At 38.3% G+C, this 25690-nt stretch carries 15 protein-coding genes and 2 pseudogenes; 11 read left to right on the plus strand and 6 right to left on the minus strand.

Features of this window, described 5'->3' with window-relative positions:
* The first annotated feature begins 778 nt into the window (after positions 1-778).
* From GQR59_RS06410 to GQR59_RS06420, 3 genes are all read left to right on the plus strand, one after another.
* Positions 779-2473, plus strand: a complete 1695-nt coding sequence (locus GQR59_RS06410; protein WP_160061188.1) for a sensor histidine kinase — start codon at positions 779-781, stop codon at positions 2471-2473.
* A complete protein-coding gene (btsR, locus tag GQR59_RS06415; RefSeq protein WP_160062466.1) occupies positions 2473-3198 on the plus strand; it encodes a two-component system response regulator BtsR in 726 nt (241 codons plus the stop codon). Before GQR59_RS06410 ends, btsR begins: the two co-directional genes overlap by 1 nt.
* A gap of 280 nt (positions 3199-3478) precedes the next feature.
* Positions 3479-4975, plus strand: a complete 1497-nt coding sequence (locus tag GQR59_RS06420) for a carbon starvation CstA family protein (RefSeq protein WP_160061189.1) — start codon at positions 3479-3481, stop codon at positions 4973-4975.
* Between the two features lie 1529 nt (positions 4976-6504).
* On the opposite strand, the gene GQR59_RS06425 is transcribed toward GQR59_RS06420, so the two are convergent.
* Together GQR59_RS06425 and GQR59_RS06430 are read right to left on the minus strand one after the other, a co-directional pair.
* On the minus strand, positions 6505-6870 hold the full coding sequence (locus tag GQR59_RS06425) for a DUF3622 domain-containing protein (protein ID WP_160061190.1): 366 nt from the start codon (positions 6868-6870) through the stop codon (positions 6505-6507).
* A gap of 75 nt (positions 6871-6945) precedes the next feature.
* Entirely contained in the window at positions 6946-7302 is a 357-nt protein-coding gene (locus GQR59_RS06430) for a VF530 family DNA-binding protein (RefSeq protein ID WP_160061191.1), read from the minus strand.
* A gap of 222 nt (positions 7303-7524) precedes the next feature.
* Here GQR59_RS06430 and GQR59_RS06435 point away from each other — a divergent pair, with 222 nt between their 5' ends.
* From GQR59_RS06435 to GQR59_RS06445, 3 genes are all read left to right on the plus strand, one after another.
* Complete coding sequence (locus GQR59_RS06435; protein ID WP_025564566.1) at positions 7525-7857, plus strand: YajD family HNH nuclease; 333 nt, start codon at positions 7525-7527, stop codon at positions 7855-7857.
* A 418-nt stretch (positions 7858-8275) separates the two neighbouring features.
* Positions 8276-9769: an alanine/glycine:cation symporter family protein gene (locus GQR59_RS06440; protein ID WP_160061192.1), complete on the plus strand. Its 1494-nt coding sequence runs from the start codon at positions 8276-8278 to the stop codon at positions 9767-9769.
* A 450-nt stretch (positions 9770-10219) separates the two neighbouring features.
* The gene (locus GQR59_RS06445; RefSeq protein ID WP_160061193.1) at positions 10220-10516 is read left to right on the plus strand and encodes a DUF1244 domain-containing protein; all 297 of its coding nucleotides are present in this window, start codon (positions 10220-10222) and stop codon (positions 10514-10516) included.
* Between the two features lie 1193 nt (positions 10517-11709).
* Here the strand turns inward: GQR59_RS06445 and GQR59_RS06450 are convergent.
* A complete protein-coding gene (locus tag GQR59_RS06450) occupies positions 11710-12501 on the minus strand; it encodes a class I SAM-dependent methyltransferase (RefSeq protein WP_160061194.1) in 792 nt (263 codons plus the stop codon).
* A 190-nt stretch (positions 12502-12691) separates the two neighbouring features.
* On the opposite strand from GQR59_RS06450, the gene GQR59_RS06455 reads away from it, so the two are divergent.
* The gene (locus tag GQR59_RS06455; RefSeq protein WP_160061195.1) at positions 12692-13090 is read left to right on the plus strand and encodes a hypothetical protein; all 399 of its coding nucleotides are present in this window, start codon (positions 12692-12694) and stop codon (positions 13088-13090) included.
* Positions 13091-13250: 160 nt separating this feature from the next.
* On the opposite strand, the gene GQR59_RS06460 is transcribed toward GQR59_RS06455, so the two are convergent.
* Positions 13251-14168 (minus strand): tetratricopeptide repeat protein, encoded by a 918-nt coding sequence (locus GQR59_RS06460; RefSeq protein ID WP_201288026.1) that lies wholly within the window; start codon positions 14166-14168, stop codon positions 13251-13253.
* 253 nt (positions 14169-14421) lie between these two features.
* On the opposite strand from GQR59_RS06460, the gene GQR59_RS06465 reads away from it, so the two are divergent.
* On the plus strand, positions 14422-15378 hold the full coding sequence (locus GQR59_RS06465; RefSeq protein ID WP_160061196.1) for a S49 family peptidase: 957 nt from the start codon (positions 14422-14424) through the stop codon (positions 15376-15378).
* 1132 nt (positions 15379-16510) lie between these two features.
* On the opposite strand, the gene GQR59_RS06470 is transcribed toward GQR59_RS06465, so the two are convergent.
* Positions 16511-17968 carry an aminoacyl-histidine dipeptidase gene (locus GQR59_RS06470; RefSeq protein ID WP_160061197.1) on the minus strand — a complete coding sequence of 486 codons (1458 nt, stop codon included), beginning with the start codon at positions 17966-17968 and terminating at the stop codon, positions 16511-16513.
* A gap of 586 nt (positions 17969-18554) precedes the next feature.
* On the opposite strand from GQR59_RS06470, the gene carA reads away from it, so the two are divergent.
* Both carA and carB read left to right on the plus strand, forming a co-directional pair.
* The gene (carA, locus tag GQR59_RS06475) at positions 18555-19703 is read left to right on the plus strand and encodes a glutamine-hydrolyzing carbamoyl-phosphate synthase small subunit (protein ID WP_201288077.1); all 1149 of its coding nucleotides are present in this window, start codon (positions 18555-18557) and stop codon (positions 19701-19703) included.
* A gap of 138 nt (positions 19704-19841) precedes the next feature.
* Positions 19842-23072, plus strand: a complete 3231-nt coding sequence (gene carB, locus GQR59_RS06480; protein ID WP_160061199.1) for a carbamoyl-phosphate synthase large subunit — start codon at positions 19842-19844, stop codon at positions 23070-23072.
* 176 nt (positions 23073-23248) lie between these two features.
* Here carB and GQR59_RS06485 read toward each other — a convergent pair.
* Positions 23249-24233, minus strand: a pseudogene (locus GQR59_RS06485) (IS630 family transposase); the annotation flags it as partial.
* 101 nt (positions 24234-24334) lie between these two features.
* Between GQR59_RS06485 and GQR59_RS06490 the strand changes: the two are divergent.
* A pseudogene (locus GQR59_RS06490) lies at positions 24335-25650 on the plus strand (IS4 family transposase).
* Positions 25651-25690: the final 40 nt, after the last annotated feature.

Genomic DNA, 25690 nt, shown 5'->3' on the forward strand with positions numbered 1-25690 from the left:
GTAGAGAAGGTTAAGTCAAAAGCTTAAAAAAATATTAATGATGGTTTTTCTTCGTGAAGCGCAGCGCTTCGTGGTTAGTTGTGTTTTTAAAGTCAAAGCGAATTAACCGCGGAGGCACGAAGGGTAGAGAAGTTAAGGCCAAAATTAGAAACTCATTTTTAAAGGTTTTCTTCGTGCTCTTCGTGTAGCGAAGCGCTTCGTGGTTGATTAAGATCTTTAAAGTCAAAAGCGAATTAACCACGAAGGGTGGAGAAGATAAGGTCAAAAACAGCTATTCAATTTTAAAGGTTTTTCTTCGTGTCCTTCGTGTAGCGCAGCGCTTCGTGGTTAGTTGTGTTTTTAAAGTCAAAGCGAATTAACCGCGGAGGCACGAAGAGTAGTAAAGGTAAGCTCAAAAGCAGTCATTAACTTTTAAAGGTTTTTCTTCTTGTCCTTCGTGTAGCGCAGCGCTTCGTGGTTGATTAAGATTTTTAAAGTCAAAAGCAGATTAACCACAAAGGTAGATGTTTTGACTTTGGGGCGCATGCTTTAGCCTGCTTGTTTTGTTTTTTGTGTTCTCATTATACTTTTAAAGGTTTTTCTTCGTGCTCTTCGTGTAGCGCAGCGCTTCGTGGTTGATTAAGATTTTTAAACTCAAAGCGGATTAACCACGAAGGCACGAAGTGTAGAGAAGGTAAGGTCAAAAAATTAATTATTGTTAAGACAGTATTGTGACATTGTTATAATATGCGCTTCTATCGTTTTATGTTGTTATTGGCTTTGCTTATTAGGAGTTGTTGTGGAAGTTACTTTATTATTGTTACAGCAGCTTAGTGTGTATTTGGTGATCACTTACTTATTGAGTAAAACACCGCTGTTTATGCCGCTTATTTTTATCTCCGGACGTAACTCTCACCGTATCGCTTGTTATCTATTGTTTAGTTCTTTTTGTATTTTAGGCACTTATTTCAGTCTCTCCATTGAAAATGCATTAGCCAATACTCGTGCTATTGGTGCGGTCATGGGCGGCTTACTGGGTGGTCCTTTAGTTGGGCTCGCGGTTGGTTTAACCGGTGGAATACATCGTTATTCGATGGGCGGATTTACCGATGTCGCTTGTATGATTTCAACGACCACAGAAGGCTTGATTGGTGGTTTACTTCATCTTTATTATCTCCGTAAAGGTCGAATCGAACAGATCTTTAGACCGATGATCGCCTTAGGTATTACGTTGTTTGCTGAAATAGTACAAATGCTGATCATACTCGCCGTCGCAGAACCTTTTGATCAAGCGTGGTTATTAGTTCAATCCATTGCATTACCGATGATCATTGCTAACTCTCTTGGTGCGGCTTTATTCATGAGTATTATTCAAGATAAAAAAGCCATTTTTGAAAAAAACTATAATGCCTTTTCTACTACGGCTTTGCGTATTGCACAGCGTGCCGTCGGTGTATTCAAGCATGGTTTTAATGCTAAAAGTTGTCAAAAAATTGCTGATATTATTTATCAAGAAACTGCGGTTGGTGCAGTCTCAATTACGGATAAAGAGAAGATATTAGCTTTTGTTGGGGTCGGTCAAGATCATCATTTATGCGGTACTGTGATTTCATCTGCTTATACTTTACAAGCCATTGAACAGGGCGAAATAATGTATGTTGATGGGTATTCAACAAGTTATCAATGTTCATTAAATGACGGTTGTAAACTAGGTTCTGTGCTGGTTATCCCTTTACTAGAAGCGGATGGGCGTGTCTTTGGAACGGTTAAATTGTATGAGCCAAAGCAAAAACTGTTTTCTACACTGAATCGTAGTTTAGGCGAAGGTTTAGCTAAACTGATTTCTAATCAAATTCTATTAGGGCGTTATATACAGCAGAAAAATCTGATTAATCAATCTGAAATTCGTTTATTACAAGCACAAGTGAATCCACACTTTTTATTTAATACGTTAAACACGATCAGTGCGGTAACGCGTAAAGATCCAAAAAAAGCACGTGAATTGATTCAGCATTTATCGCATTTTTTCAGAAGTAATCTAAAACAAAATATTGAACAGGTAACAGTCAAAGAAGAGCTGGAACATGTCCATTCTTACCTTGAGATAGAGTTGGCTCGTTTTGCCGATCGTTTAACGGTAAAAGAAGAGATCGACGAACGTTTGTTATCGCTTAAAATTCCAACCTTTACACTACAACCGCTGATTGAGAATGCTATAAAGCATGGTACTTCTACATTAATTGGTAAAGGTAAGTTAACGATTAAAGGTTACTTTTTAGAGCAAGGTAAAGAAACTTTAGTGGTATTAGAGGTGATTGATAATGCAGGTAATTACCGTGAACCGAGTAGCAGTACTGGGTTAGGTTTGCAAATTGTTGATAAACGCATAAAGAACCAATATGGGCAGCAATATGGTTTAGTGATGACCTGTGAAACCAATCACTATTGTAAAGCGACCATCACTTTACCTTTACACAGTAGACAGGAAGCATGATGTTAAAAGCAATTGTTATTGATGATGAGTTATATGCGCGTGAAGAGCTTAATGAGCTATTAGTTGAAAGCCAACAAGTTGAAGTGATTGCGCAATGTAGCAATGCAATTGAGGGTTTAAAAGCGATTAACAGTTTAAAGCCCGATGTTATTTTTCTAGATATTCATATGCCGCAAATTACAGGGCTAGAACTGCTGAGTATGTTAGATCCTGTGAGTATGCCTAAAGTGGTTTTTGTAACAGCTTATGATGAATATGCTATCAAAGCCTTTGAAGATAATGCCTTTGATTATTTATTAAAGCCAGTTGAAAGCTCTCGTTTACATAAAACCTTACAACGCATTAAGTTGATTAATGAACAGAAGTTGGAGCAACCTAATTATTCACCCATCATTAGTCAGAAATTAGAGTTAATCCCGTGTTCTGGGTTTAATCGTATTTTGTTATTAGAGCCGAATAACATCGAAATTGCGATGTCTGAACAAACAGGTGTGCATCTATTAACTGATAGTGACAAGTTTACGGCAAGCTTATCACTTAAAGTATTAGAGGAAAAAACTGACCTAATACGTTGTCATCGTCAGTATTTAATTAATCCAACGTGCATTAGAGAAATTAAACTCTTAGATAATGGCTCTGCAGAAATAGTGACTAAGTCAAACCATCATGCTCCCGTTAGTCGACGATACCTGAAAGTGATTAAAGATCGTTTTGGCTTGTTGTAAAGCGACCAATATTGAAAATATTTTGAAAGGACTTTGATCATTAATGTTGTTAATTCAGCTTGTTCAGTCGTCACAAAAGTCGTCTAAAACCGCTCAAAATCTATATAGAAAAGGCTGTTTTAAAAAAGTTATGGCGATATTAAAAAACTGTTAAAACCACTTAACAAATATACCGACCGTTTAAATGCGTATTTGACCACTCACGTAATCATTCACTGCTATTTTGAGTTGAAGGATTATAGTGCCACCATCAAATTCACTCATTTAAAAGGACTTGGCCATGCTTTGGTTTCTATTCTGTTTAGCGTTGTTACTCGGTGGTTATTATATTTACGGCACATTTGTTGAGAAAGTATTTGGCATTAAGAAACAACGCCAAACGCCTGCCTACGAAAAAGAAGATGGCGTAGATTACGTTGCCATGTCGACGCCTAAAGTTTACCTAGTACAGCTACTGAATATTGCCGGTGTTGGTCCTATCTTTGGCCCTATCATGGGCGCGCTTTACGGTCCCGCTGCTATGTTATGGATTGTATTCGGTTGTATCTTTGCTGGTGGTGTTCACGATTACTTCTCTGGCATGTTATCAGTACGTAACGGCGGGGCGTCTGTTCCTTCTATTACGGGTAAATACCTTGGTAATAACGCGAAACATTTCATGAATATCTTCGCGTTAGTTTTATTACTGTTAGTTGGTGTGGTATTTGTATCAGCTCCAGCGGGTATGATTACGAACTTAGTTAACGAACAAACAGATATGAATGTGTCGTTAATGTCGATGGTTGCTATTATCTTCGCTTATTATGTTGTCGCAACGATCGTGCCGGTTGATAAAATCATTGGTCGTTTCTACCCATTCTTTGGTGCGTTGTTAATCTTTATGTCTGTCGGTTTAATCACTGCAGTGGTTGTCTCTAGTGAGCATACGTTATTAGGTGATTACGAGTTAAGCCAAATGTTCGTTAATATGAATCCAAATGATCTTCCATTATGGCCTGCACTGTTCATCACGATTGCTTGTGGTGCTATCTCTGGTTTCCATGCAACACAATCGCCTTTAATGGCGCGTTGTATTGAAAATGAAGAAAACGGTCGCTTTGTATTTTACGGTGCAATGATTGGTGAAGGTGCTATCGCCCTTATCTGGTGTGCATTAGCGTTATCATTCTTTGGTTCGGTTGAAGCATTGTCTGACGTAGTTGCAACGGGCGGTCCTGGTGCCGTGGTATACGAAGCATCATTTGGTTTATTAGGTGTGTTCGGTGGTATTCTTGCTTTCTTAGGTGTGGTTATTTTACCTATCACTTCTGGCGATACTGCGTTCCGTTCAAGTCGTTTGATTCTTGCTGAATACTTCAATATGAATCAAAAAACAATGCGTAACCGTTTATTGATGGCACTACCATTATTCATTCTAGGTGGCATCTTAACGCAAGTTGATTTCGGTATTATCTGGCGCTACTTTGGGTTTGCAAATCAAACAACTGCGGTAATGATGTTATGGACAGCAACGGCTTACTTAGCTCGCCATAATAAATTCCATTGGATTGCGACTGTGCCAGCGATGTTTATGACGGCTGTTGTTATTACGTTCATTTTAAACAATTCATCATTAGGTTTTGGCCTAGCGATGCAAACGTCAACAATTATCGGTATTTTAGCAACCGTTGTTATTACTGTTTATGTATTAACTAAATCTAAACGTGATTTATTTGTAAATGAAGATGGTAACGCCATTGATGACGATGGTGTTGAAGTTGTAGCACAAGAGAGTTAAATAACTGTCTTGCTTATGTGCTAAGCCTGTCTTTTAGACGGGCTTTTTTGTATCTGAAAATTGTGGTCGACTGTGTTTTTAAAATCAAAAGCTGATTAACCACGAAAGCACGAAGAGCAGAGAAGGTTAGATCAAAAGAATTGGAAGTAATGAAAATGTATTTTTTGCTACTAATTTTACCCTTGGTTTTTCTTCGTGTTCTCTGTGTAGCGTAGCGCTTCGTGGTCGGCTTTGCTTTAAAGTCAAAAGCGTATTAACCACGAAGGGTCGAGAAGGTAAGGTCAAAAGCATAAATTCACTTTTAAAGGTTTTCTTCGTGTCCTTCGCGTAGCGCCTCGTGGTTGCTTAAGATCTTTAAAATCAAAAGCTTATTTACCACGAAGGCACAAGGGTAGAGAAGGTTAGGTCAAAAGCGTTATTTAATAAGAGTATTCGTTTGTTTTGGTTTTTCTTCGTGTTCTCTGTGTAGCGTAGCGCTTCGTGGCCGACTGTGTTTTAAAGTCAAAAGCGTATTAACCACGAAGGCACGAAGGGTGGAGAAGTTAAGGTCAAAAGCATAAATTCACTTTTAAAGGTTTTCTTCGTGTCCTTCGTGTAGCGAAGCGCTTCGTGGTTGATTAATTTATTTAAAATCAAAAGCTGATTAACCACGAAGGCACGAAGGGTGGAGAAGGTTAGGTCAAAAGCAGATATTCATTTTAAAGGCTTTCTTCGTGTCCTTCGTGAAGCGCCGCGCTTCGTGGTTATTTATGTTTTTAAAATCAAAACCCGATTAACCACGAAGGCACGAAGGATAAAGAAGGTTAGATCAAAAGCTTTATTTAATAAGAATATTTGTTTATTTGGTTTTTCTTCGTGTCCTTCGTGTAGCGCAGCGCTTCGTGGTTGATTAAGTTCTTTAATACCAAAAGCGGTTTAACCATGAAGGCACGAAGGGCAGAGAGGGTTAGGTCAAAAGCAAAAAGCATTAAAACTAAACAACCTTATTAGTTGGGCTTGATTTTCTTCGTGTCCTTTGTGTAGCGCAGCGCTTCGTGGTTATTTATGTTTTTAAAATCAAAAGCTGATTAACCACGAAGGCACGAAGGATAAAGAAGGTTAGATCAAAAGCGTTATTTAATAAGAGTATTCGTTTGTTTTGGTTTTTCTTCATGTCCTTCGTGTAGCGCTTCGTGGTCGACTGTGTTTTTAAAGTCAAAAGCTGATTAACCACGAAGGCACGAAGGATAAAGAAAGTTAGATCAAAAGCTTTATTTAATAAGAGTATTCGTTTGTTTTGGTTTTTCTTCATGTCCTTCGTGTAGCGCTTCGTGGTTGATTAAGTTCTTTAAAACCAAAAGCAGTTTAACCACGACTACACGAAGGATAGAGAAGGTAAAGCCAAAAAAAGACATTCATTGTTAAACATTTTTTCATGTAGAACTGTGTTGATTACTTAAATTTTTTCCAACAAAAAAGGCTAACCCATTTTCACAGGTTAGCCTTTTTTATATTGCCGTTTCTATTAACAGAAACGACAGGAATCAGTATTACTCTTCGTCGTAATCGAAGTCATCATCTTCATCACTTTCTGCTGCAGCTAACGCTAGTGCGCGAGATTCAGCTCTTTTAGCTAAGAATGCTGCATTTGAAGCTTCTTTTGTTGCTGCTGCTTTTTCAGCTAACGCATTACGTTCAGTACGACGTTCTGATTTACGTGCGTTTGCTTGTTTTTGTTTCTCTAAAAAGCCTGCTAATTCAGCTGTAGCCCATTCAATGGCTAACGCTTCAGTGACAAAACCATCTTGTTTTTTTGAAACACTGCTTCTACGAGCACTAACACGACGGGTGATTTCTGCACTCCAGGTATTAGCGTCCTGTTTGATTTGGTAATCGAACTTTTTTTGTTGAGTCATGAGCTATTCCTAGTTTAGACGTTGTTTATTTTAGGCGCGCGATAATAACACAGATTAACTGGTTTATTGATAGCTTTATTTGTTGTTCATTTTAGCCCATTGAAATCCGTCATTACTTTTAATAACAGAGGGTTTTTTAGGCTTTTTTTCAATCGGTGCGTTTTGCGTATTATCCTGAGCTGCTAATATGCTACGTATTAGCTTTGTTGTTTCTGGATGTTTACTGCAAAAAGTCTTTAAATATAAAATCTCAACGCGGCTTCTCGCCCAAGGTGTTTGACGTAAAAATTTCAAACACGATTTTTGAGTTGGATTGTTTAAAAAGCATTTAATACCTAACTTGTCACCCATCTCTTTCCATGAATGTTTAGTTTGCAGGTCAGTCAGTATTTGTGCCAGTTTGATGCCGTATAAAGGGTCATTTGTTTGCATGTTTATGTGTCTTATTTAGATCGTGTTAGTTCGTGTCGTTATTAATGCGGTTACTATTACATTATTTACAGTGCAAGCTTACAGCAACTTAAAATTAATGTTTACTTAAATGAAAGTATCAAGGCATTTTCAGTGTTTTAATACGCTATTTTAAACTGAATGTGTTCACTTATGGTGATTGAAAACATATCATGTGCTTGAAACTGATACATAGAGGTAGTGATGGCTTATATTCCAAGTAATTATAAAAGTTTAGAACACGATTATCGTGATAAAGCATTAAAGTTATTTCCCTGGGTTTGTGGGAAATGTACTCGTGAGTTTGTTTACTCAAACCTTAAAGAGCTAACGGTACATCATATGGATCACGACCATAGTAATAACCCTTCTGATGGCAGTAATTGGGAGTTGTTATGTATTTATTGTCATGACCACGAACATGATAAATATACGCAAGCTGACTTGTACGGTAGCCATGTTGAAGCGGGAGATGAGAACGTAGCGACGGCGACTTATAATCCATTTGCTGATCTACTCTCTAAAATGAAAAAGTAGTCACCTCCATTAGAGAAATAAAGTTAACTTCACTTCATTTGTAACTTAACTTATAAACAGTGCAATATTGATGTCTATTAATATTGCATGATTATTTCACTTCAATATTACTTCACTCATGACTCTTAAATTTTCAATCAAATTATTCCTTATTTATTATGTGTCATACAAAATCGTTCAAGATCCTTCTTATAATCTGTCTATTTTTATTTTGCTTAAATTTCAAACAAATTTTAAATTTTTAATTAACATTAATATTATTAATGAGTTAGAAAATATTAAATCTTAAATTTTTTAGATAATAGAAGCGTTAAATTATTTACTTTTTTTGTCGCAGTGCTAGGTTAGTCAACTAGTCTGACTCTCTAGAATGGGAATCTAATTACCCATTAGGTTATTTAATTTAAGGAAAGGTTTTATGCAGGAAGTAATTGATTTTTTGAACAGTATTATATGGAGTCCAGCACTCATTTATTTGTGCTTAGCTGCCGGGTTATTCTATTCAATTCAAACTAAATTTGTACAGGTACGTCTGTTTAAAGAAATGTACACATTGTTGTTATCGGGTAAAAATTCAAAGCACGGTATTTCATCGTTTCAAGCTTTATCTGTTTCATTATCTGGCCGTGTAGGAACCGGTAATATAGCGGGGGTTGCTGCTGCGATCGGTTTTGGTGGTCCTGGAGCTGTATTTTGGATGTGGATGGTTGCCTTTTTAGGTGCTGCCACTGCTTACATTGAATCAACGTTAGCGCAAATTTATAAAGAAGTCGATCAAGGCCAATATCGTGGTGGTCCAGCTTACTATCTTGAGAAAGTCACCGGTCAACGTTGGTATGCGGTCACCTTTGCCATCGCAACTATCGGAGCCTGTGGGTTTCTATTACCGGGTATTCAATCTAATAGTATTGGTAACGGAGTCGAATTAGCGTTTGGCACTGGGATGTTAATTGAAACAGGCATGGGCATAGTGAGTGAAGCTAAAATAATGACAGGTCTGCTAATTGTTTTAATGCTGGCTTTCATTATCTTTGGTGGCGTTAAACGTATCGCAAACTTTACGCAAGTGGTTGTGCCTTTTATGGCCTTTGCTTATGTATTGGTTGTTTTTGTTATTATTGCCTTAAATATTACAGAACTACCGTCTGTATTTATGATGATTATTGGTGATGCATTTAGCCCAATGGCGGGTATCGGTGCTGCTATTGGTTGGGGGGTTAAACGTGGTGTTTACTCTAATGAAGCAGGTCAAGGTACTGGTCCACACGCTGCCGCGGCGGCCGAAGTTGAACATCCAGCACAACAAGGGTTAGTTCAAGCATTTTCAGTTTACATTGATACGTTATTAGTTTGTTCTGCAACGGCGTTTGTCATTTTAATTACCGGAGCTTACAACGTTCATGGGCTAGGGGATTCCTTCTTAGTACAAAACGTGGCAGCTGAAATGGCGGCAAATGGTCCTGCATTTACACAACTAGCTGTTGAAAAAGTATTACCGGGTATCGGAAAGCCATTTATTGCAATGGCATTGTTCTTCTTCTCTTTTACGACTATTTTAGCGTATTACTATATTGCTGAAACCAACGTCGCTTATTTACGTCGTACCTTAAAATTGCCTGATTTTACGTTCATTTTAAAAGTCGTGCTAATCACTGCTGCTTTTTATGGCACAGTTAAAACCGCTAATTTAGCGTGGGGTCTAGGCGATGTTGGTGTTGGTTTAATGGCTTGGTTAAATATTGTTGGCTTATTGATTATTTTTTTCATGGGTAAACCTGCGATTAAAGCCTTAAAAGATTACGAACTACAACGAAAATCATCTCCAGAAGAGTACAGCTTTGATCCTCTTAAACTAGGTATTAAAGAAGCGACTTTCTGGGAGAAAAGATTAGAAAAGAATAAAGCAAAATAACCATGTTTAACCGTAATGTTAACTGTAGCAGTAGTTTTACTTTTAATAAGTAAGGCTTTGCGGTTTAATTTCTTGGTTTAGTAAAAAGCACCATTTAGTTTCGTGACTTAATGGTGCTTTTTTGTTTTATAGAGAAGTTAATAAAGTCTAAATTATTGAGCATAGATTACTTAGCATAAATCAAAAACAGCTTATACCAATCTGGATAAGTAAATGGTCTATTTAGGCGTTAGGGAAAATGGATGATAGCAAGGAGTTGATTGCAGTAACTAGTTATTCTCATTACAAAATCAACAACGAAGCTAGGATTCATTTTAACAAGCATAAATGACTAGATAATTACTTAGATTGGTATTATTGATTAGGTGAACGACAACCGTTGAATATTAAAACGCAGAGCATTAAACTGAGTCTAAGCTACTTACATTATCAGAATAGGGTAAAAAAATTATGGATAACGCACAACAAGTTGAATTAGAAGCCGCTGCATTTCGCCGTTTATTAAAACATTTGGATAGCCGCAAAGATGTGCAAAATATAGAGTTAATGAATACGTCAGGATTTTGTCGTAATTGTTTGTCTAAATGGATGTTAGCTGAAGCGGAACAACGTGATATTGACATGACGCATGATCAAGCGCGTGAACATGTTTATGGTATGCCATACAGCGAGTGGAAGGCTAATCATCAATTACCAGCAACGCCTGAACAGATGGCTAAGTTTGAACAATTAAACCCTAAGAAATAATTCATTACCAAAGATTGGTTGATTGATTTTTTTAAAAGCAAAAGCTAATTAACCACGAAGGTATGAAAGGTAGAAAAGATTAGGTCAAAAGCTAATTAACCACGAAGGCACGAAGGGTGAAGAAGGTTAAATCAAAAGCTTAAAAAAATATTAATGATGTTTTTTCTTCGTGTCCTTCGTGTAGTCCAGCGCTTCGTGGTTGATTGGGTTTTTTAAAATCAAAAGCCGATTAACCACGAAGATATGAAGGGTGGGGAAGGTTAGGCAAAAAGCGTTAAAACTAAACAACCTTATTGGTTGGGTTTGATTTTCTTCGTGTAGCGCAGCGCTTCGTGGTTGATTGAATTTTTTAAAATCAAAAGCCAATTAATCACGAAGGTAGGAAGAGTAGAGAAGATTAGATAAAAAGCTTTATTGAATAAGAGTATTAGTTTGTTTTGGTTTGCTTTCGTGCCCTTCGTGGTTGCTTAGTTTTTTAAAAGCAAAAGCCGATTAACCACGAAGATATGAAGGGTGGAGAAGGTTAGGTCAAAAGCCTTATTTAAGGTTTTTATTGGTTTTCCTTCGTGCTCTTCGTGTAGCGCAGCGCTTCGTGGTCGACTGTGTTTTTAAAGTCAAAAGCTGATTAATCACGAAGGCACGAAGGGTAGAGAAGGTTAAGTCAAAAGCATTATTTAAGGTTTTTATTGGTTTTCCTTCGTGCTCTTCGTGTAGCGCAGCGCTTCTTGGTTGATTGAGTTTTTAAAGTCAAATACAAAACATGTTTTTGAGTGTGTGCCGATAGGCTAGTGTCACGAGCGGAAGATCTCTGCGATTCCTTTTTACAAGCTTAGTAAAATTAACACAATTAAACGATACATCTTCTAAGGGGCGCTGGCTTTAGCCTGCTTTTTTGATTGTGTTGTTAGTTATCAAATAATGGCTGTTCGTTCGCTTTGGTCATTGAGTCCAATCGTTGTATGCGATGGGCCGCATACTGGCAGGCTGAAGCTAGCGCCCCTTAAATTAGACTCTGTCTAATAACTACCACTTACTTATTTTGATTGTGTTGTTCATTTTACTCATTGAATCCAATCGTTGTATGCGATGGCTCGCATACTGGCAGGCTGAAGCCAGCGCCCCTTAAATTAGACTCTGTCTGATAGCTACAACGACTCGCTCTTTTGTGGGTTTAGTATTAATGAGTCGTTTGTTTATTCTTTATCTAATAACAATTGCCATAACGCTTCATAATTCACCATATTAAGGTGTTTTCTAGTCGCTTGGTGCTTTAGTTTATCTTGCTCATTGTTATAAGGGCCAGTCGCACATAATTGGCAATACAGTTCACCTTGATATAAAGCCTCGTTTAATTGCGCTTTGAGCTGATGCTCTTTGTTATCACTCCACACATAGGTGATGCCTTTAGTGTCTTTAACATGTTTATCTCGGTCAACATTTCGCACCTTATAACCTGGGAACGCGTTAATATCGAAATCATGCCAGCCTAAATAGTCAATATCTGTATTTCTATGTAGCGCATTTTCAATATTCCATTCTTTATAAGGCTTCACATCTTTAGAAGTGATATAGCATAAACGTGCACCGTTTGGGTCTAAAAAATGCTTAAAAGAATGAATTAAAAAGTAACGTAACAATTGACGATTTAACGTATTGATATGGACTTCTTTGCATTTCTCTTGAAACTCAGCCTGTGATTTAAAAGCAGGAATAAGTGGAAATTGAAAGATAACGACATCAAAGCTGTGCTTCTCTAGTTGTGACCAAGAGTCTGGGTTGGTTACATCAAATTCACACAAAACAGGGCAGTTTTGTTTTAATAAGGTTTGATAATCATTGTGCGCATATTTACTTAATAAAACCTCGCTAGTATCTAGCACTGTTGCTGTTAAACTCGCAGGCTGGTGGTGAGTGAGTAGCGAAGCTGAAAAGGATAAATCGCCATCTCCTACGGTTAATACTCGCCATGTCTTATCAATGATCATCTTTTATCCTGTGTAACAAATCTATACCAAAAATCGCGCGCAGTATAACAAATAGGGCGTTGAATGTTTTCTTTAATTTTTCTTTAACTTTCACTGAGCAAAAGTCATTATTGATTGTCGAACAGTCTTTGATTCAGAATTGAAATACATGAATAAGACGTTCAAATAAAGACTTAAAAGAGGCGAAACCATGAAATTAGTTACAGGTAGTATTATTGCAGGCAGTGTTGCCTGTTTGTTGAGTTTCACCACATTAATCGTATTGACCTTAAATCCGGCTAATGAAATAAACAACACATTCGACACTGAAGTCGTTAGTAAAAAGAAAACAGAACAACAAGTAATAGGCGAAATGGTTCAACAATTACAAATCGCAATAAGCTCTCCTGCAGATGACAATGCATTACAAACTATCTCTAAATTTGGCTCAGATAGTCGCTATTATTTAATGATAAGAGGGTGGTTAGTGCAAAAGATAAGTGGTATTGAAAGTAGGTTACAAGCACAAAAATCACAAAGTAAACGAGAGGTGTTAATGACTGAGGTTAATGCTTTAAAACAAGCCATACGAGCCATTGACTTAGAGTAGTTGAAATCTAAGCTTTTATACTTAAAAAAGCTTAGAGCCTAATAGCTAATAGGCTCTTATTTATTGAGTGCTTTTTAACTCTTGATTATTTAAAACCAACTCCCAGTAAAAGTTAACTGCCTGTTTAATTAACCATCAAAGCAATTAACTATCGTACAAGTTAACTATCAGTACAGGTCAATAGAGCATCGAACGCATCATTACCACGTAAGTTTTCGAAGTCATCTTCATCTGCTGCTAATTCTCTCAATGACGAACGGCCTTCAATAGCTTTTTCTAAGTCACTGATTGCTTGATCTTCCACACCTAAACACGCATAAGCACAAGCTCGTTGGTAAAATGCATCTTGGTTCGTATCATCCATGTCGAGTACACGATTACAAATGCTGAGTGCCCAATGGAATTCTTTCAGTTCCATTGCTGCATCCGCTTTTGAAGTTAACGCTTCTAAATCACCAGGGCGAATTTTCAAAATAGCATCGTAAGCGGCCATTTTTTGTTCTGGTGTTTGGCTTTTTTGAGCACGTAACCAGAGGTTATGAATCTCATTAATTTTTTCGATTTCAATATGGTTATCGGCAATACGTAATGTTTTACGACGTAAGTCTTTTTCCAACGTTTGAAACTTTTCTTCGTAAGATTGTGCGATCATTTTAATTTGTGAATTAGCTTTCTTAGTGGTGTTAACACGGATTTCATGCAGTGATTTCCAACCAAATAAAGCCACTAATGATGCAACACCGGCAATCACATAGAAGAAAAAGTTAACAGTTTGTTCTGCATAACTTAGTGATTTTTCAGCAACATCCAGCTCTCTATCGGTAATTTCAATGGTTAATCTACGTTCTAAATCTTGTAAATCATGTCGCGTCGCTTTTAGTTCATCGAGAATATAACGCTCAACTAAAGGTTTCTCTGCAAAGCTAGCTGTTGCAATGTCATTTGTCTTTTTACTGACGGCTGCAGCGGTTTGTTCTTGAACTGACGCTGCTACTGATTCATCAGTCGTTTCTACATCGGCCCAAGTGAAAGATGAAAGCAGACTGAATAAGACGAAAATAATTGCTTTAATTAGCATGTAATTGTGTTCCTTGTGGTGCTTAAGTAAATAGCCTCAGGTATGAATAAATAAAACGTGATTGCGGTAGCACGGCCATTATCGCTAATGTCAGTGTTAACGGAGTTTGCACTTTTATTATTACAAGCTGAGTTTAAATAGGAAAGTATGAACGATGCCAATATTATTACAACAGCAAAGCTAATATTTATACTTGATATTAAGATTAATTACGGGTTGAATGGTGAGCCTATTTTATAACTGAGAAATACCTATGCAAGAGCCTGAAAGTAATCAAGAAAAGTGGCTGTCTGGTTTCATGAAAGAAACGTTTAGAGAGCAGAAAAGAACACGCCGTTGGGGCATCGTCTTTAAATTATTAACCTTTACCTACTTATTTGTTGCTTTGTTTTTATTCATGAACACAGGTTTACTTGATAAAGACACGTCAACTCAAGAAGCGCATACGGCAATGGTCGTGGTAAATGGTGTTATCGCCGCTGATGAAGAAGCCAATGCAAATAGTATCGTCAGTTCGTTAAGAGCCGCTTTTAAGAATGAACATTCAAAAGCAGTGATGATGGTTATCAATAGTCCAGGCGGTAGTCCAGTTCAAGCAGGTTACGTAAATGATGAAATTAAACGTTTACGTGGTATTTACCCTGAGAAAAAATTGTATGCGGTGATTGCAGAGTTAGGCGCTTCGGGGGGTTATTACATGGCCGTTGCTGCGGACGACATTTATGCTGATAAATCGAGTTTAGTCGGTTCAATTGGCGTGACCGCATCAGGTTTTGGTTTTGTAGATTTAATGGAGAAGGTCGGTGTTGAGCGTCGTCATTATACATCCGGTGAACATAAAGCTTTCTTAGACCCGTTTTCACCGGCTAAAACAGAAGAAGCATTATTCTGGCAAGGTGTGTTGGACAGTACTCATAAACAGTTTATTAAAGTAGTAGAAGAAGGCCGTGGCGACCGCTTAGTGAAAGGTAATAAAGATCTTTACTCAGGCTTAATCTGGAATGGCGAACAAGCTTTAGCACTTGGTTTGATTGATGGGCTAGGTAGCCCAGGTTACGTAGCAAGGGATGTTATTCAAGCTGAAGAAATTGTTGATTATTCAATTAAACCATCAAAACTAGAAAGTTTTACTAAAAGCTTAGGGTTGTCAATTGGTGAAGGTGTAGCAACCTTATTGAATCGCTCAGATACAGCAATGCAACTGAGGTAATCAGCTCACTGTTTTTTAGATCTCTAGTTAAAATAATTGCGCCTCTTTTATCAGAGGCGTTTTTGTTTGTGTAGGTTAGCAAAGGTGGATGAGATAAGTTTTTATGAAAATTGCTCATATTAGTCAATTACGAAACATTTTTAAGGGGTGCTGGCTTTAGCCTGCTTGTTTTGACTTTGACTTTGACTTTGATTGTTGTTTTTGATGTTGAGAATCAATTTTTATTCACTTCACACATTATAGCTAATAGCAGTATGCGATGGACCGCATACTGGCAGGCTGAAGCCAGCGCCCCTAATATCAAGCTTTACTTAATAGCTGTCGCGACTAACTTGCGTTGTGTCTCCAATCACCTAACACACTTGAATTGTTGCGTTGATTGAATTGGAAGGGAGGTTAGTGTCACGAGCGGAAGAGCTCTGTGAACCCTGTTTTTAGTCTGTTTAGTGTGATCATTTCAATTAAACGAAACATTTTTAAGGGGCGCTGGCTTTAGCCTGCTTGTTTTGACTTTGATTGTTGTTTTTGATGTTGATAATCGATTTTTTTTCACTTCGCTCATTATAGCTAATAGCAGTATGCGATGGCTCGCATACTGGCAGGCTGAAGCCAGCGCCCCTAATATCAAGCTTTGCTTAATAGCTGTCGCGACTAACTTGCGTTGTGTCTCCAATCACCTAACACATTTGAATTGTTGCGTTGATTGAATTGGCAGGGAGGTTAGTGTCAAAAAGTTAAAAACTAAACAAACTTATTTGTTTGGGCTTATTTTCCTTCGTGCTCTTCGTGTAGCGCAGCGCTTCGTGGTTTATTAAGATTTTTAAAATCAAAAGCCGATTAACCACGAAGGCACGAAGGTGGAGAAGATTAGGTCAAAAGCAAAAAGTGTTAAAACTAAACAACCTTATTTTGTTTGGGCTTGTTTTTCTTCGTGCTCTTCGTGTAGCGCAGCGCTTCGTGGTTTATTAAGATTTTTAAAATCAAAAGCCGATTAACCACGAAGGCACGAAGGGTGGAGAAGGTTAGGTCAAAAGCTTAATAAAAGTATTAATGATGGTTTTCCTTCGTGCTCTTCGTGGTTACTTAAGATTTTTAAAATTAAAAGTGATTAACCACGAAGGCATTTACATGCTTACTCAACTGCTTTTAAGGTGGCTTTCAAAAGCGCCCAATAATTATCAACGGATGCAATATGTACTTTTTCGTCAGGACTGTGTGGGAATTTAATAGTCGGGCCAAATGAAATCATATCCCAGTGTGGGTATTTATCACTGAATAAGCCGCATTCTAATCCAGCGTGGATCACCATCGCTTTAGGTTTATTAGCAAATAACGTTTCATATTGTGTTTCCATAACTTTATATATTGCTGAGTTTGTATTCGGCGTCCAGCCTGGGTAGTTACCTTCTTTTGCTACTCGTCCATTAAATTGTTTGAAGTGAGTTGCAATTAAATCTGCTTGAGCGTGTTTGTCAGCATCAACTTGTGAGCGCACTAATACTTGAATAGCAAACTGATTAATTGAGCCGCTTTGTTGAGTGATAACGCCTAAGTTACTTGATGTTTCAACAACATTAGGAAAGTTGTCATCCATTGCAAATACACCATTGCTACAATTTTCTAACGAGTTTAATAGATTGTTATGACTTGTGTGGGTTAATACTGAGCCGGGTAACGAACATGGAGTGATGTTTACTGAAAAGTTATTTTCACTGGCTCTGTACTTATCTTTAAGGCTAACTTCTAATGTATTGATGACGGTTTTAATACTATTGTAATATTGTTCATCACACACAATGACGGCTTTTGCTTCACGTGGAATAGCATTACGTAAACTACCACCTGAAAGTGACGAGATTAAAAAAGGCGTGCCCTCTAAGTTAGTTAATACAGAGGCTAGCTCTTTAACAGCATTTGCGCGGCCTAAGTTAATATCAACGCCAGAATGGCCGCCTTTTAAACCTGAAATAGTAATTTCATAGGCATATTCAGAGATGTCAGATTCCATTTTTTCAAAAGGAAGCAGTACGTTAACATTCACACCGCCAGCACAACCCACGTAAAGTTCGCCTTCTTGTTCTGAGTCGGTGTTGATTAAAATCTTGCCCTGTAAAGCATCCGCTTCTAAACCAAATGCACCGGTCATTCCCGTTTCTTCATCGGTAGTGATCAGGACTTCTAATGGACCATGTTCAATACTGTCATCATCTAAAATAGCTAAACATGACGCCATACCGATACCATTATCAGCCCCTAGCGTTGTATTATCTGCACGTAACCATTCACCATCAATAATAGGGGTGATTGGGTCAGTAACAAAATCATGCTCTTTATCATTGTTTTTTTGCGGCACCATATCAAGGTGACATTGCAATATAACGGGAGTTTTGTCTTCAAAACCGGTGGAAGCTGATTTTGTCAGCATTAAGTTACCTATTTTATCCTTAACACAGGCGATATTTTTTTTAGCTGCCCAATTAATAATCCAATGAGTAAGTTGCTCTTCATGCTTTGAAGGATGAGGGATTGCGCATATTTTTTCAAAGAATGACCAAACTGGAGCTGCTTGAAGTGATTGTAATTGTTGCATAAACAGGCCTTTTGCCGCTTAAAAGAAGAATAACCTCAGTTTTACTTGGTTTGAATTCCAAGTCTTTTACGTTATTATGTAATTGATCTAGATCAATTTATAAAAATAAACGTTAAGGAAGTTACCGTGTCAGAAGAAAACTTTAAAGACCCATATAGCCTACGTCATTTTCTTGGTTTGTTGGCTGTGTTTTTAATTCCAACCTTGCCAGCTACTTTAACGTTAATTAAAGTACTGTCTTAAAAATCAATCGGTTACTAATTTCATTAATGATAATTGGTAACCGAATTTACTCCCTCCACGCTACTCTTTTTTCCCTCTTATGTCATTAATTTCTAATTGATTTAACGCTCAAGTAAACGAAATTTGATCTCGGTATCTTATCTACCAATTGCTAACATATTTCGAGATATAAATAAATTGCCAAAATAGACATTTATTTTTATAAAATTAAAAATTTGATTGGTCAATTGCGCTTAAGATCTATAAAATACGCGGAATTTGCCAAATTTTACTATTTTCTGGTGAAAAAATGCTCTGCATGGCCTCACTCAGATTATATAAATTTTTATTTATTTGTTATTTCATGGAGGTTAACTTGAGTCATTCTGCCATACTGGTATTGGAAGATGGGACTGTATTTAGAGGCGTATCAATCGGCGCTCACGGAAGCTCTGTTGGTGAGGTTGTTTTTAACACTTCAATGACAGGCTACCAAGAAATTCTGACTGATCCATCATACGCAAGACAAATCATTACACTCACTTACCCTCACATTGGCAACACTGGAACAAACGATGAAGATGAAGAATCTCCATCAATCCATGCTTGTGGCCTCGTTATCCGCGATTTACCTCTTCTAGCAAGCAACTTCCGTAGTCAAGCATCATTAAGTGAATACTTAACAGCACGTAATGTTGTTGGTATAGCTGATATTGATACACGTAAGTTAACACGTATTTTACGTGAGAAAGGTGCGCAATCTGGTTGTATCGTCGCCGGTGATAACATTGATGAAGCTGCTGCACTTGCACAAGCTAAAGCCTTCCCCGGTTTAAAAGGAATGGACTTAGCGAAAGAAGTAACAACAAAAGAATCATTTGAATGGTCTGAAGGCAGCTGGACATTAACTGGCGGCTTACCTGCACCAAAAACAGATTGTAAATATCATGTTGTTGCTTATGACTACGGTGTTAAACGTAATATTTTACGTATGTTAGCTGACCGTGACTGTAAATTAACCGTGGTACCAGCGCAAACACCTGCATCTGAAGTGTTAGCAATGAATCCAGATGGTATCTTCCTATCTAATGGCCCTGGCGATCCAGAACCATGTACTTACGCGATTGAAGCTATCCAAGAAATCCTAAAAACTGATATTCCAGTATTCGGTATTTGTTTAGGTCACCAGTTACTTGCACTAGCAAGTGGCGCAAAAACAGTGAAGATGAAATTTGGTCATCACGGTGCAAACCATCCTGTTAAAGATTTAGAGCGTGACGTTGTGATGATCACTAGTCAAAACCACGGTTTTGCAGCTGACGAATCTACATTACCGGCAAACTTACGTGCAACGCATGTGTCATTGTTTGATGGTTCATTACAAGGTATTCACCGTACTGATAAAGCCGCATTTAGTTTCCAAGGTCACCCAGAAGCTAGCCCGGGTCCACATGATGCAGCGCCTTTATTTGATCACTTCATTGAATTGATTGAACAGTACAAAAACGCCTAGTTAAGAATTGGCTTCAACATTACTTGCGGTTTAGTTTTTAAAATAGCCAGTCATTTAAGGCTTTTTGGAAACAATTTATCGCAAGTTATTTTGTAACGATTCCTAATCAAAGAACAAAAAATAAAAAGGTAATTTCAGATGCCAAAACGTAATGACTTAAAAACTATCCTAATCATTGGTGCAGGTCCGATTGTTATCGGTCAAGCTTGTGAATTCGATTACTCAGGCGCACAAGCTTGTAAAGCGTTAAGAGAAGAAGGGTACCGTGTTGTACTTGTTAATTCTAATCCAGCAACAATAATGACTGACCCAGAAATGGCCGATGCCACTTACATCGAACCAATTCACTGGCAAGTAGTAGAAAAAATTATCGCTAAAGAGCGCCCATGTGCAGTATTACCAACAATGGGTGGCCAAACGGCACTTAACTGTGCACTAGAGCTTGAAGAAAAAGGTATTTTAGCGAAATACAACGTTGAAATGATTGGTGCAACAGCGGATGCAATTGATAAAGCTGAAGACCGTAGTCGTTTTGATACAGCAATGAAGAAAATTGGACTTGAATGTCCACGTGCAGGTATCGCACATACAATGGAAGAAGCTTACGGTGTATTAGACATGGTTGGCTTCCCTTGTATTATCCGTCCATCATTTACGATGGGTGGAACAGGCGGTGGTATCGCGTATAACAAAGAAGAGTTTGACGATATTTGTTCAAACGGTTTAGACCTTTCTCCAACAAGCGAATTATTGATTGATGAATCATTAATTGGTTGGAAAGAGTATGAAATGGAAGTAGTTCGCGACAAAAATGATAACTGTATCATTGTGTGTGCGATTGAAAACTTTGACCCAATGGGTATTCATACGGGTGACTCAATTACCGTTGCACCAGCTCAAACACTAACAGACAAAGAATACCAACTAATGCGTAATGCTTCTTTAGCAGTACTACGTGAAATTGGTGTTGAAACAGGCGGTTCAAACGTACAGTTTGGTATCAACCCTGCAGACGGCCGTATGGTATTGATTGAGATGAACCCACGTGTATCTCGCTCATCTGCGCTCGCGTCAAAAGCAACGGGTTTCCCAATTGCTAAAATCGCAGCAAAATTAGCCATCGGTTACACGCTTGATGAATTACAAAACGATATCACTGGCGGTAAAACACCAGCATCGTTCGAACCAACAATCGATTACGTTGTCACTAAGATCCCGCGTTTTAACTTTGAAAAATTCGCTAACTCTAATTCTCGTTTAACAACGCAAATGAAATCAGTTGGTGAAGTCATGGCGATTGGCCGTAACCAACAAGAATCATTACAAAAAGCACTTCGTGGTCTAGAAGTGGGCGCTGACGGTTTCAGCCCAATGGTTGACTTAAACGATGCTGGCGCAAAAGACAAAGTATTATACGAACTACGTGAAGCGGGTGCTGAACGTATTTGGTACATCGGCGATGCATTCCGTCTAGGTATGACGATGGAAGAAATTCATAACATCACCATGATCGACAACTGGTTCCTCGTTCAAATCGAAGATCTAATCTTAGAAGAGAAGAAACTAGCAGAAGGCGGTTTACGTTCTCTAGATGAAGCGCGTTTACGTGGACTTAAACGTAAAGGTTTTGCCGATAGCCGTATCGCAACGGTAGTCGGTATTTCAGAAACTGAAGTACGCAAACTACGTGAAAAATTTGTATTACACCCAGTTTACAAGCGTGTAGATACCTGTGCTGCTGAGTTCTCATCTGATACTGCTTACATGTACTCAACCTACGACGAAGAGTGTGAAGCAAACCCAACAGATAACGAAAAAATCATGATCATCGGTGGTGGCCCTAACCGTATCGGTCAAGGTATTGAATTCGATTACTGTTGTGTACACGCGGCGCAAGCAATGCGTGCAGACGGTTACGAAACGATCATGGTGAACTGTAACCCTGAAACCGTTTCAACGGACTACGATACCTCTGACCGTTTATACTTCGAATCAATTACACTTGAAGACGTACTTGAAATCGTACGTGTTGAAAAGCCTAAAGGCGTTATCGTGCAATACGGTGGTCAAACACCACTTAAATTAGCACGTGCACTTGAAGCTGCTGGCGTACCCATCATCGGTACTTCACCAGAAGCCATTGACCGCGCAGAAGACCGTGAACGTTTCCAACAAGTGGTTGAGCGTCTAGGCCTTAAACAACCTGAAAACGATACTGTAACCACACTTGAGCAAGCGGTTACGTCAGCAACACGTATTGGTTACCCATTAGTCGTACGTCCTTCGTATGTACTAGGTGGTCGTGCGATGGAAATTGTATATGACGAAATTGATTTACGTCGTTACTTTAAAGAAGCAGTGAGTGTTTCAAATGAATCACCAGTACTTCTTGACCGTTTCCTAGATGATGCAATCGAAGTTGATATCGATGCCATCTGTGACGGTACTGATGTGGTTATCGGTGGCATCATGGAGCACATTGAGCAAGCTGGCGTTCACTCTGGTGACTCTGCATGTTCATTACCTGCTTATACACTAAGTGCTGAAATTCAAGACGAAATGCGTGGCTACATCAAAGCATTAGCGTTAGAACTAGGTGTTGTTGGTTTAATGAATACACAGCTTGCTGTTAAAGATAACGAAGTTTACATGATTGAAGTAAACCCGCGTGCAGCACGTACCGTACCGTTCGTTTCTAAAGCGACAAGTGTGCCAATTGCTAAAATTGGTGCAAGTGTCATGGCAGGCAAAACGCTGAAAGAACTAGGCATTACTGAAGAAGTTATTCCACCATACTACTCTGTTAAAGAAGTGGTATTACCGTTCAACAAATTCCCAGGCTCAGATCCAATCTTAGGCCCTGAAATGCGTTCAACGGGTGAAGTAATGGGTGCCGGTGCTACTTTTGCTGAAGCTTATGCTAAAGCTGAATTAGGTTCGACTAAAGAAGTCGCAACGGTTGGCCGCGCATTAATCTCTGTCCGTAACAGTGATAAAAAGCGTGTTGCTAAACTAGCACAGAAACTACTTGATTTAGGTTTCGAATTGGATGCGACACACGGCACTATGATCGTACTACAAGAGTCAGGCATCAATGCTCGTCTGGTTAATAAAGTACAAGAAGGTCGTCCGCATATTCTTGACCGTATTAAGAACAGTGAGTACAACTACATTGTAAACACAACAGAAGGGCGCGTAGCGATTGAAGATTCTCGTCAATTACGTCGTGCTGCGTTACGTTACAAAGTAGACTACACAACAACACTAAACGGTGCATTTGCAACGTGTCAGGCTCATACCGCTGACCCAACAGCACCAGAAGCGACAGTTAACTCAGTACAAGAGTTACATAAACGTATTAATGGTTAATCTTTAAGTTGATAAGCAATTAGCTAGTTTATGTAACGAATAGAAAGCCACTCAATAGAGTAATGCCGATCGTTTAAGGATCTGTTAAGAAAACTTGAACGATCTTACAGATAGATCATAATCCTCAATCTTATTAAAGGTTGGGGATTTTTTTTGTTTAATACCAATTCCGATAATTAAGTTTCCAGATTAACCCAGTCCCTATAACATTGTGAGATGACTCTATTTTTATCTTCACTGAAGCGATTCCAAGCATCACAACATTTATTGACAATATCGTTATAACCGTCAAAGCATCTATTCGCGATTCCATTATCCCGCATCCAATGCCAAACTTGTTCGATTGGATTCAATTCAGGAGAATACGGAGGGAGGTGAATGATCGTTAAATTAGTAAACTCTTCAGCTAAATACGACTGGTGCCAACTGGCTCGATCCATTATTACAACGGCATATTTTCCCTTTGGGGTTGCATCAGAAATTAAGCGTAAATGAACCTTCATCACTTCACTATTACTGTAAGGCATTACTAATGCCTCGGTTTGACCTGTATTGATACAGACCGCGCCAAATAAATAAGCATACTCAAATTGTTGCTGCTGAATGGCCCTTGGCCTGGTTCCTTTTTTTGCCCATATCCTAGTTGTTGTATTACGTTGACCAAACCTAGCCTCATCCTGAAACCAAATATGTACATCTTTTAAATGAACATGCCCAGGGATCTTAAGGATCGTATTTATTTGGAATTTTTTTAAAAGATGCTTGGATTTCTTCTGATTGTTTGGGGTGCTTAGAGCGAGTTGCTATCCAGCTTAGATTTAATTTGTTGAGTAAATGATAAATATTAGTTTTTTGATAAGTGACCCCGAATGTTGTTTCAATATATTCTTTTATATCCTTCCCCTGCAGACGGCCTCCTTCTGATTTTATCGCATTATCAATGACATATTGTTTTATGTTAGCAAGTTGCTCTGGCGTGAGTCGATGAGGCCTCCCGCTACGGGGCTTTACTTCCAGACCTGTTAACCCAGAATGAAGGTATGCTTTAATCCAAATGTTGACACTTCTACGGCTTACCTTTAAAAAAGTCGCAATATCAGTTCTACTTTTCCCTTCTAAGAAATGCGAGACAGCGAGTAATTTTAATCGTTGTCTCGCATTGGTTGCGCATTAATTAATTCAGAAAAATTTTGACTCATATTAACTCCTTTGTAAGAAGCTTAATTAGATCACATATTTATCGGAAATGGTATAATCAAGAAATGGAATTAGTTTATGAGTCATTTGAAAATCAAGACTCATACAATAATGTTTTAACTGCTATCGATACAAAATGGATCGAAGAGGCATTATTTAAAACACAAAAAGCAAGTATTCGACGTCGTCGTTTACCAGCAGAGCAAGCTGTCTGGCTCATCATTATGATGGGCTTGATGCGCAACCATTCTATTAAAGAAGTTTGTGGCTCCTTAGATATTGCCCTGCAAATAAACCCAGATGAAACATACTCCCATGTTGCTCCTAGTGTATTAACAGACTGTCGCAAACGCTTAGGTGAGTCACCAATGAGTTATCTTTTTAGTACGACGTGCGCTGCATGGCATGAGGCCATTATTTCAAAGCCACATTCATTAGGGCTAAATTTACTCGCAGTTGATGGCACTACATTTAGAGCTCAAGACACATCTGAAAATAGAGCTGAATTTGGTTTTATTTCAAAAAAACATCCTGTATACCCTCAATTACGTATGGTTTCCTTACATTCAACACAAACAAGAATGTTACTTGGCGCTGCCTTTGATAGTTGTGACATCGGAGAAACAACGTTAGCAAAACGCTTGCTTACAGATATTCCCGAAGACTCCTTAACATTATTTGACCGATGTTATTTTTCAGCTGATTTAATGCTAAATTGGCAACAATTTGGCATCAATGCTCACTGGTTAACGCCCGTAAAAAAGAGCATGAGGTATGAAGTTATTAAGCGATATGCAGATAATGACTTATTGATTGAAATGCCTGTTTCTCCCCAGGCACGTGCCAAAAATCCAACATTACCAGAAACTTGGCAAGCTAGAATGATTTGTTATAAGCAACCCAAAGGGGAAATTAAAGGTTTTATTACTTCACTCATTGATTCCGAGCTTTATACCATGGAGGCATTGTTAACTGTTTATTGGGAACGTTGGGAAATAGAGCAGAGCTTTGGTGAACTTAAAAATAACCAACTCAATGGCGAAATAACCTTACGAAGTCGATTTCCAGAAGGGGTAAAGCAAGAGTTGTGGGGAGTGTGCTTGGTTATAATCTAATTAGGCTTGAGATGGTACATATAGCTCAAGAAGCAAACGTTGAACCCACTTGTATTAGCTTTACTTCAGCTATTTGTATAATAGATATGCAAATCCGTGGCTACGCTTTATCAGGCGATGGCACTATTCCCAAAAAACTTCGACTTATGCTAGAAGATGTTAAGCATTTTATTTTGCCTAAAAAAAGAAAACACCGAACGTTTTCACATTCAGTGTTTTATATACCATCAAGGTATCCGTTAAGATATAAGCCTAACATCTCTTAACCGAACGGCATTGACTCAATAGAGTGGTTTTTTTGTTTGT

The organism is Psychromonas sp. L1A2 (assembly GCF_009828855.1).
Lineage (GTDB): Bacteria > Pseudomonadota > Gammaproteobacteria > Enterobacterales > Psychromonadaceae > Psychromonas.

Bases quoted from the DNA above. Each gene is read 5' to 3' on its own strand.
- btsR (WP_160062466.1), top strand. From the start codon at position 2,473: ATGTTAAAAGCAATTGTTATTGATGATGAGTTATATGCGCGTGAAGAG.
- GQR59_RS06420 (WP_160061189.1), top strand. From the start codon at position 3,479: ATGCTTTGGTTTCTATTCTGTTTAGCGTTGTTACTCGGTGGTTATTAT.
- GQR59_RS06425 (WP_160061190.1), bottom strand. From the start codon at position 6,870: ATGACTCAACAAAAAAAGTTCGATTACCAAATCAAACAGGACGCTAAT.
- GQR59_RS06430 (WP_160061191.1), bottom strand. From the start codon at position 7,302: ATGCAAACAAATGACCCTTTATACGGCATCAAACTGGCACAAATACTG.
- GQR59_RS06435 (WP_025564566.1), top strand. From the start codon at position 7,525: ATGGCTTATATTCCAAGTAATTATAAAAGTTTAGAACACGATTATCGT.
- GQR59_RS06440 (WP_160061192.1), top strand. From the start codon at position 8,276: ATGCAGGAAGTAATTGATTTTTTGAACAGTATTATATGGAGTCCAGCA.
- GQR59_RS06445 (WP_160061193.1), top strand. From the start codon at position 10,220: ATGGATAACGCACAACAAGTTGAATTAGAAGCCGCTGCATTTCGCCGT.
- GQR59_RS06450 (WP_160061194.1), bottom strand. From the start codon at position 12,501: ATGATCATTGATAAGACATGGCGAGTATTAACCGTAGGAGATGGCGAT.
- GQR59_RS06455 (WP_160061195.1), top strand. From the start codon at position 12,692: ATGAAATTAGTTACAGGTAGTATTATTGCAGGCAGTGTTGCCTGTTTG.
- GQR59_RS06460 (WP_201288026.1), bottom strand. From the start codon at position 14,168: ATGCTAATTAAAGCAATTATTTTCGTCTTATTCAGTCTGCTTTCATCT.
- GQR59_RS06465 (WP_160061196.1), top strand. From the start codon at position 14,422: ATGCAAGAGCCTGAAAGTAATCAAGAAAAGTGGCTGTCTGGTTTCATG.
- GQR59_RS06470 (WP_160061197.1), bottom strand. From the start codon at position 17,968: ATGCAACAATTACAATCACTTCAAGCAGCTCCAGTTTGGTCATTCTTT.
- carA (WP_201288077.1), top strand. From the start codon at position 18,555: ATGGAGGTTAACTTGAGTCATTCTGCCATACTGGTATTGGAAGATGGG.
- carB (WP_160061199.1), top strand. From the start codon at position 19,842: ATGCCAAAACGTAATGACTTAAAAACTATCCTAATCATTGGTGCAGGT.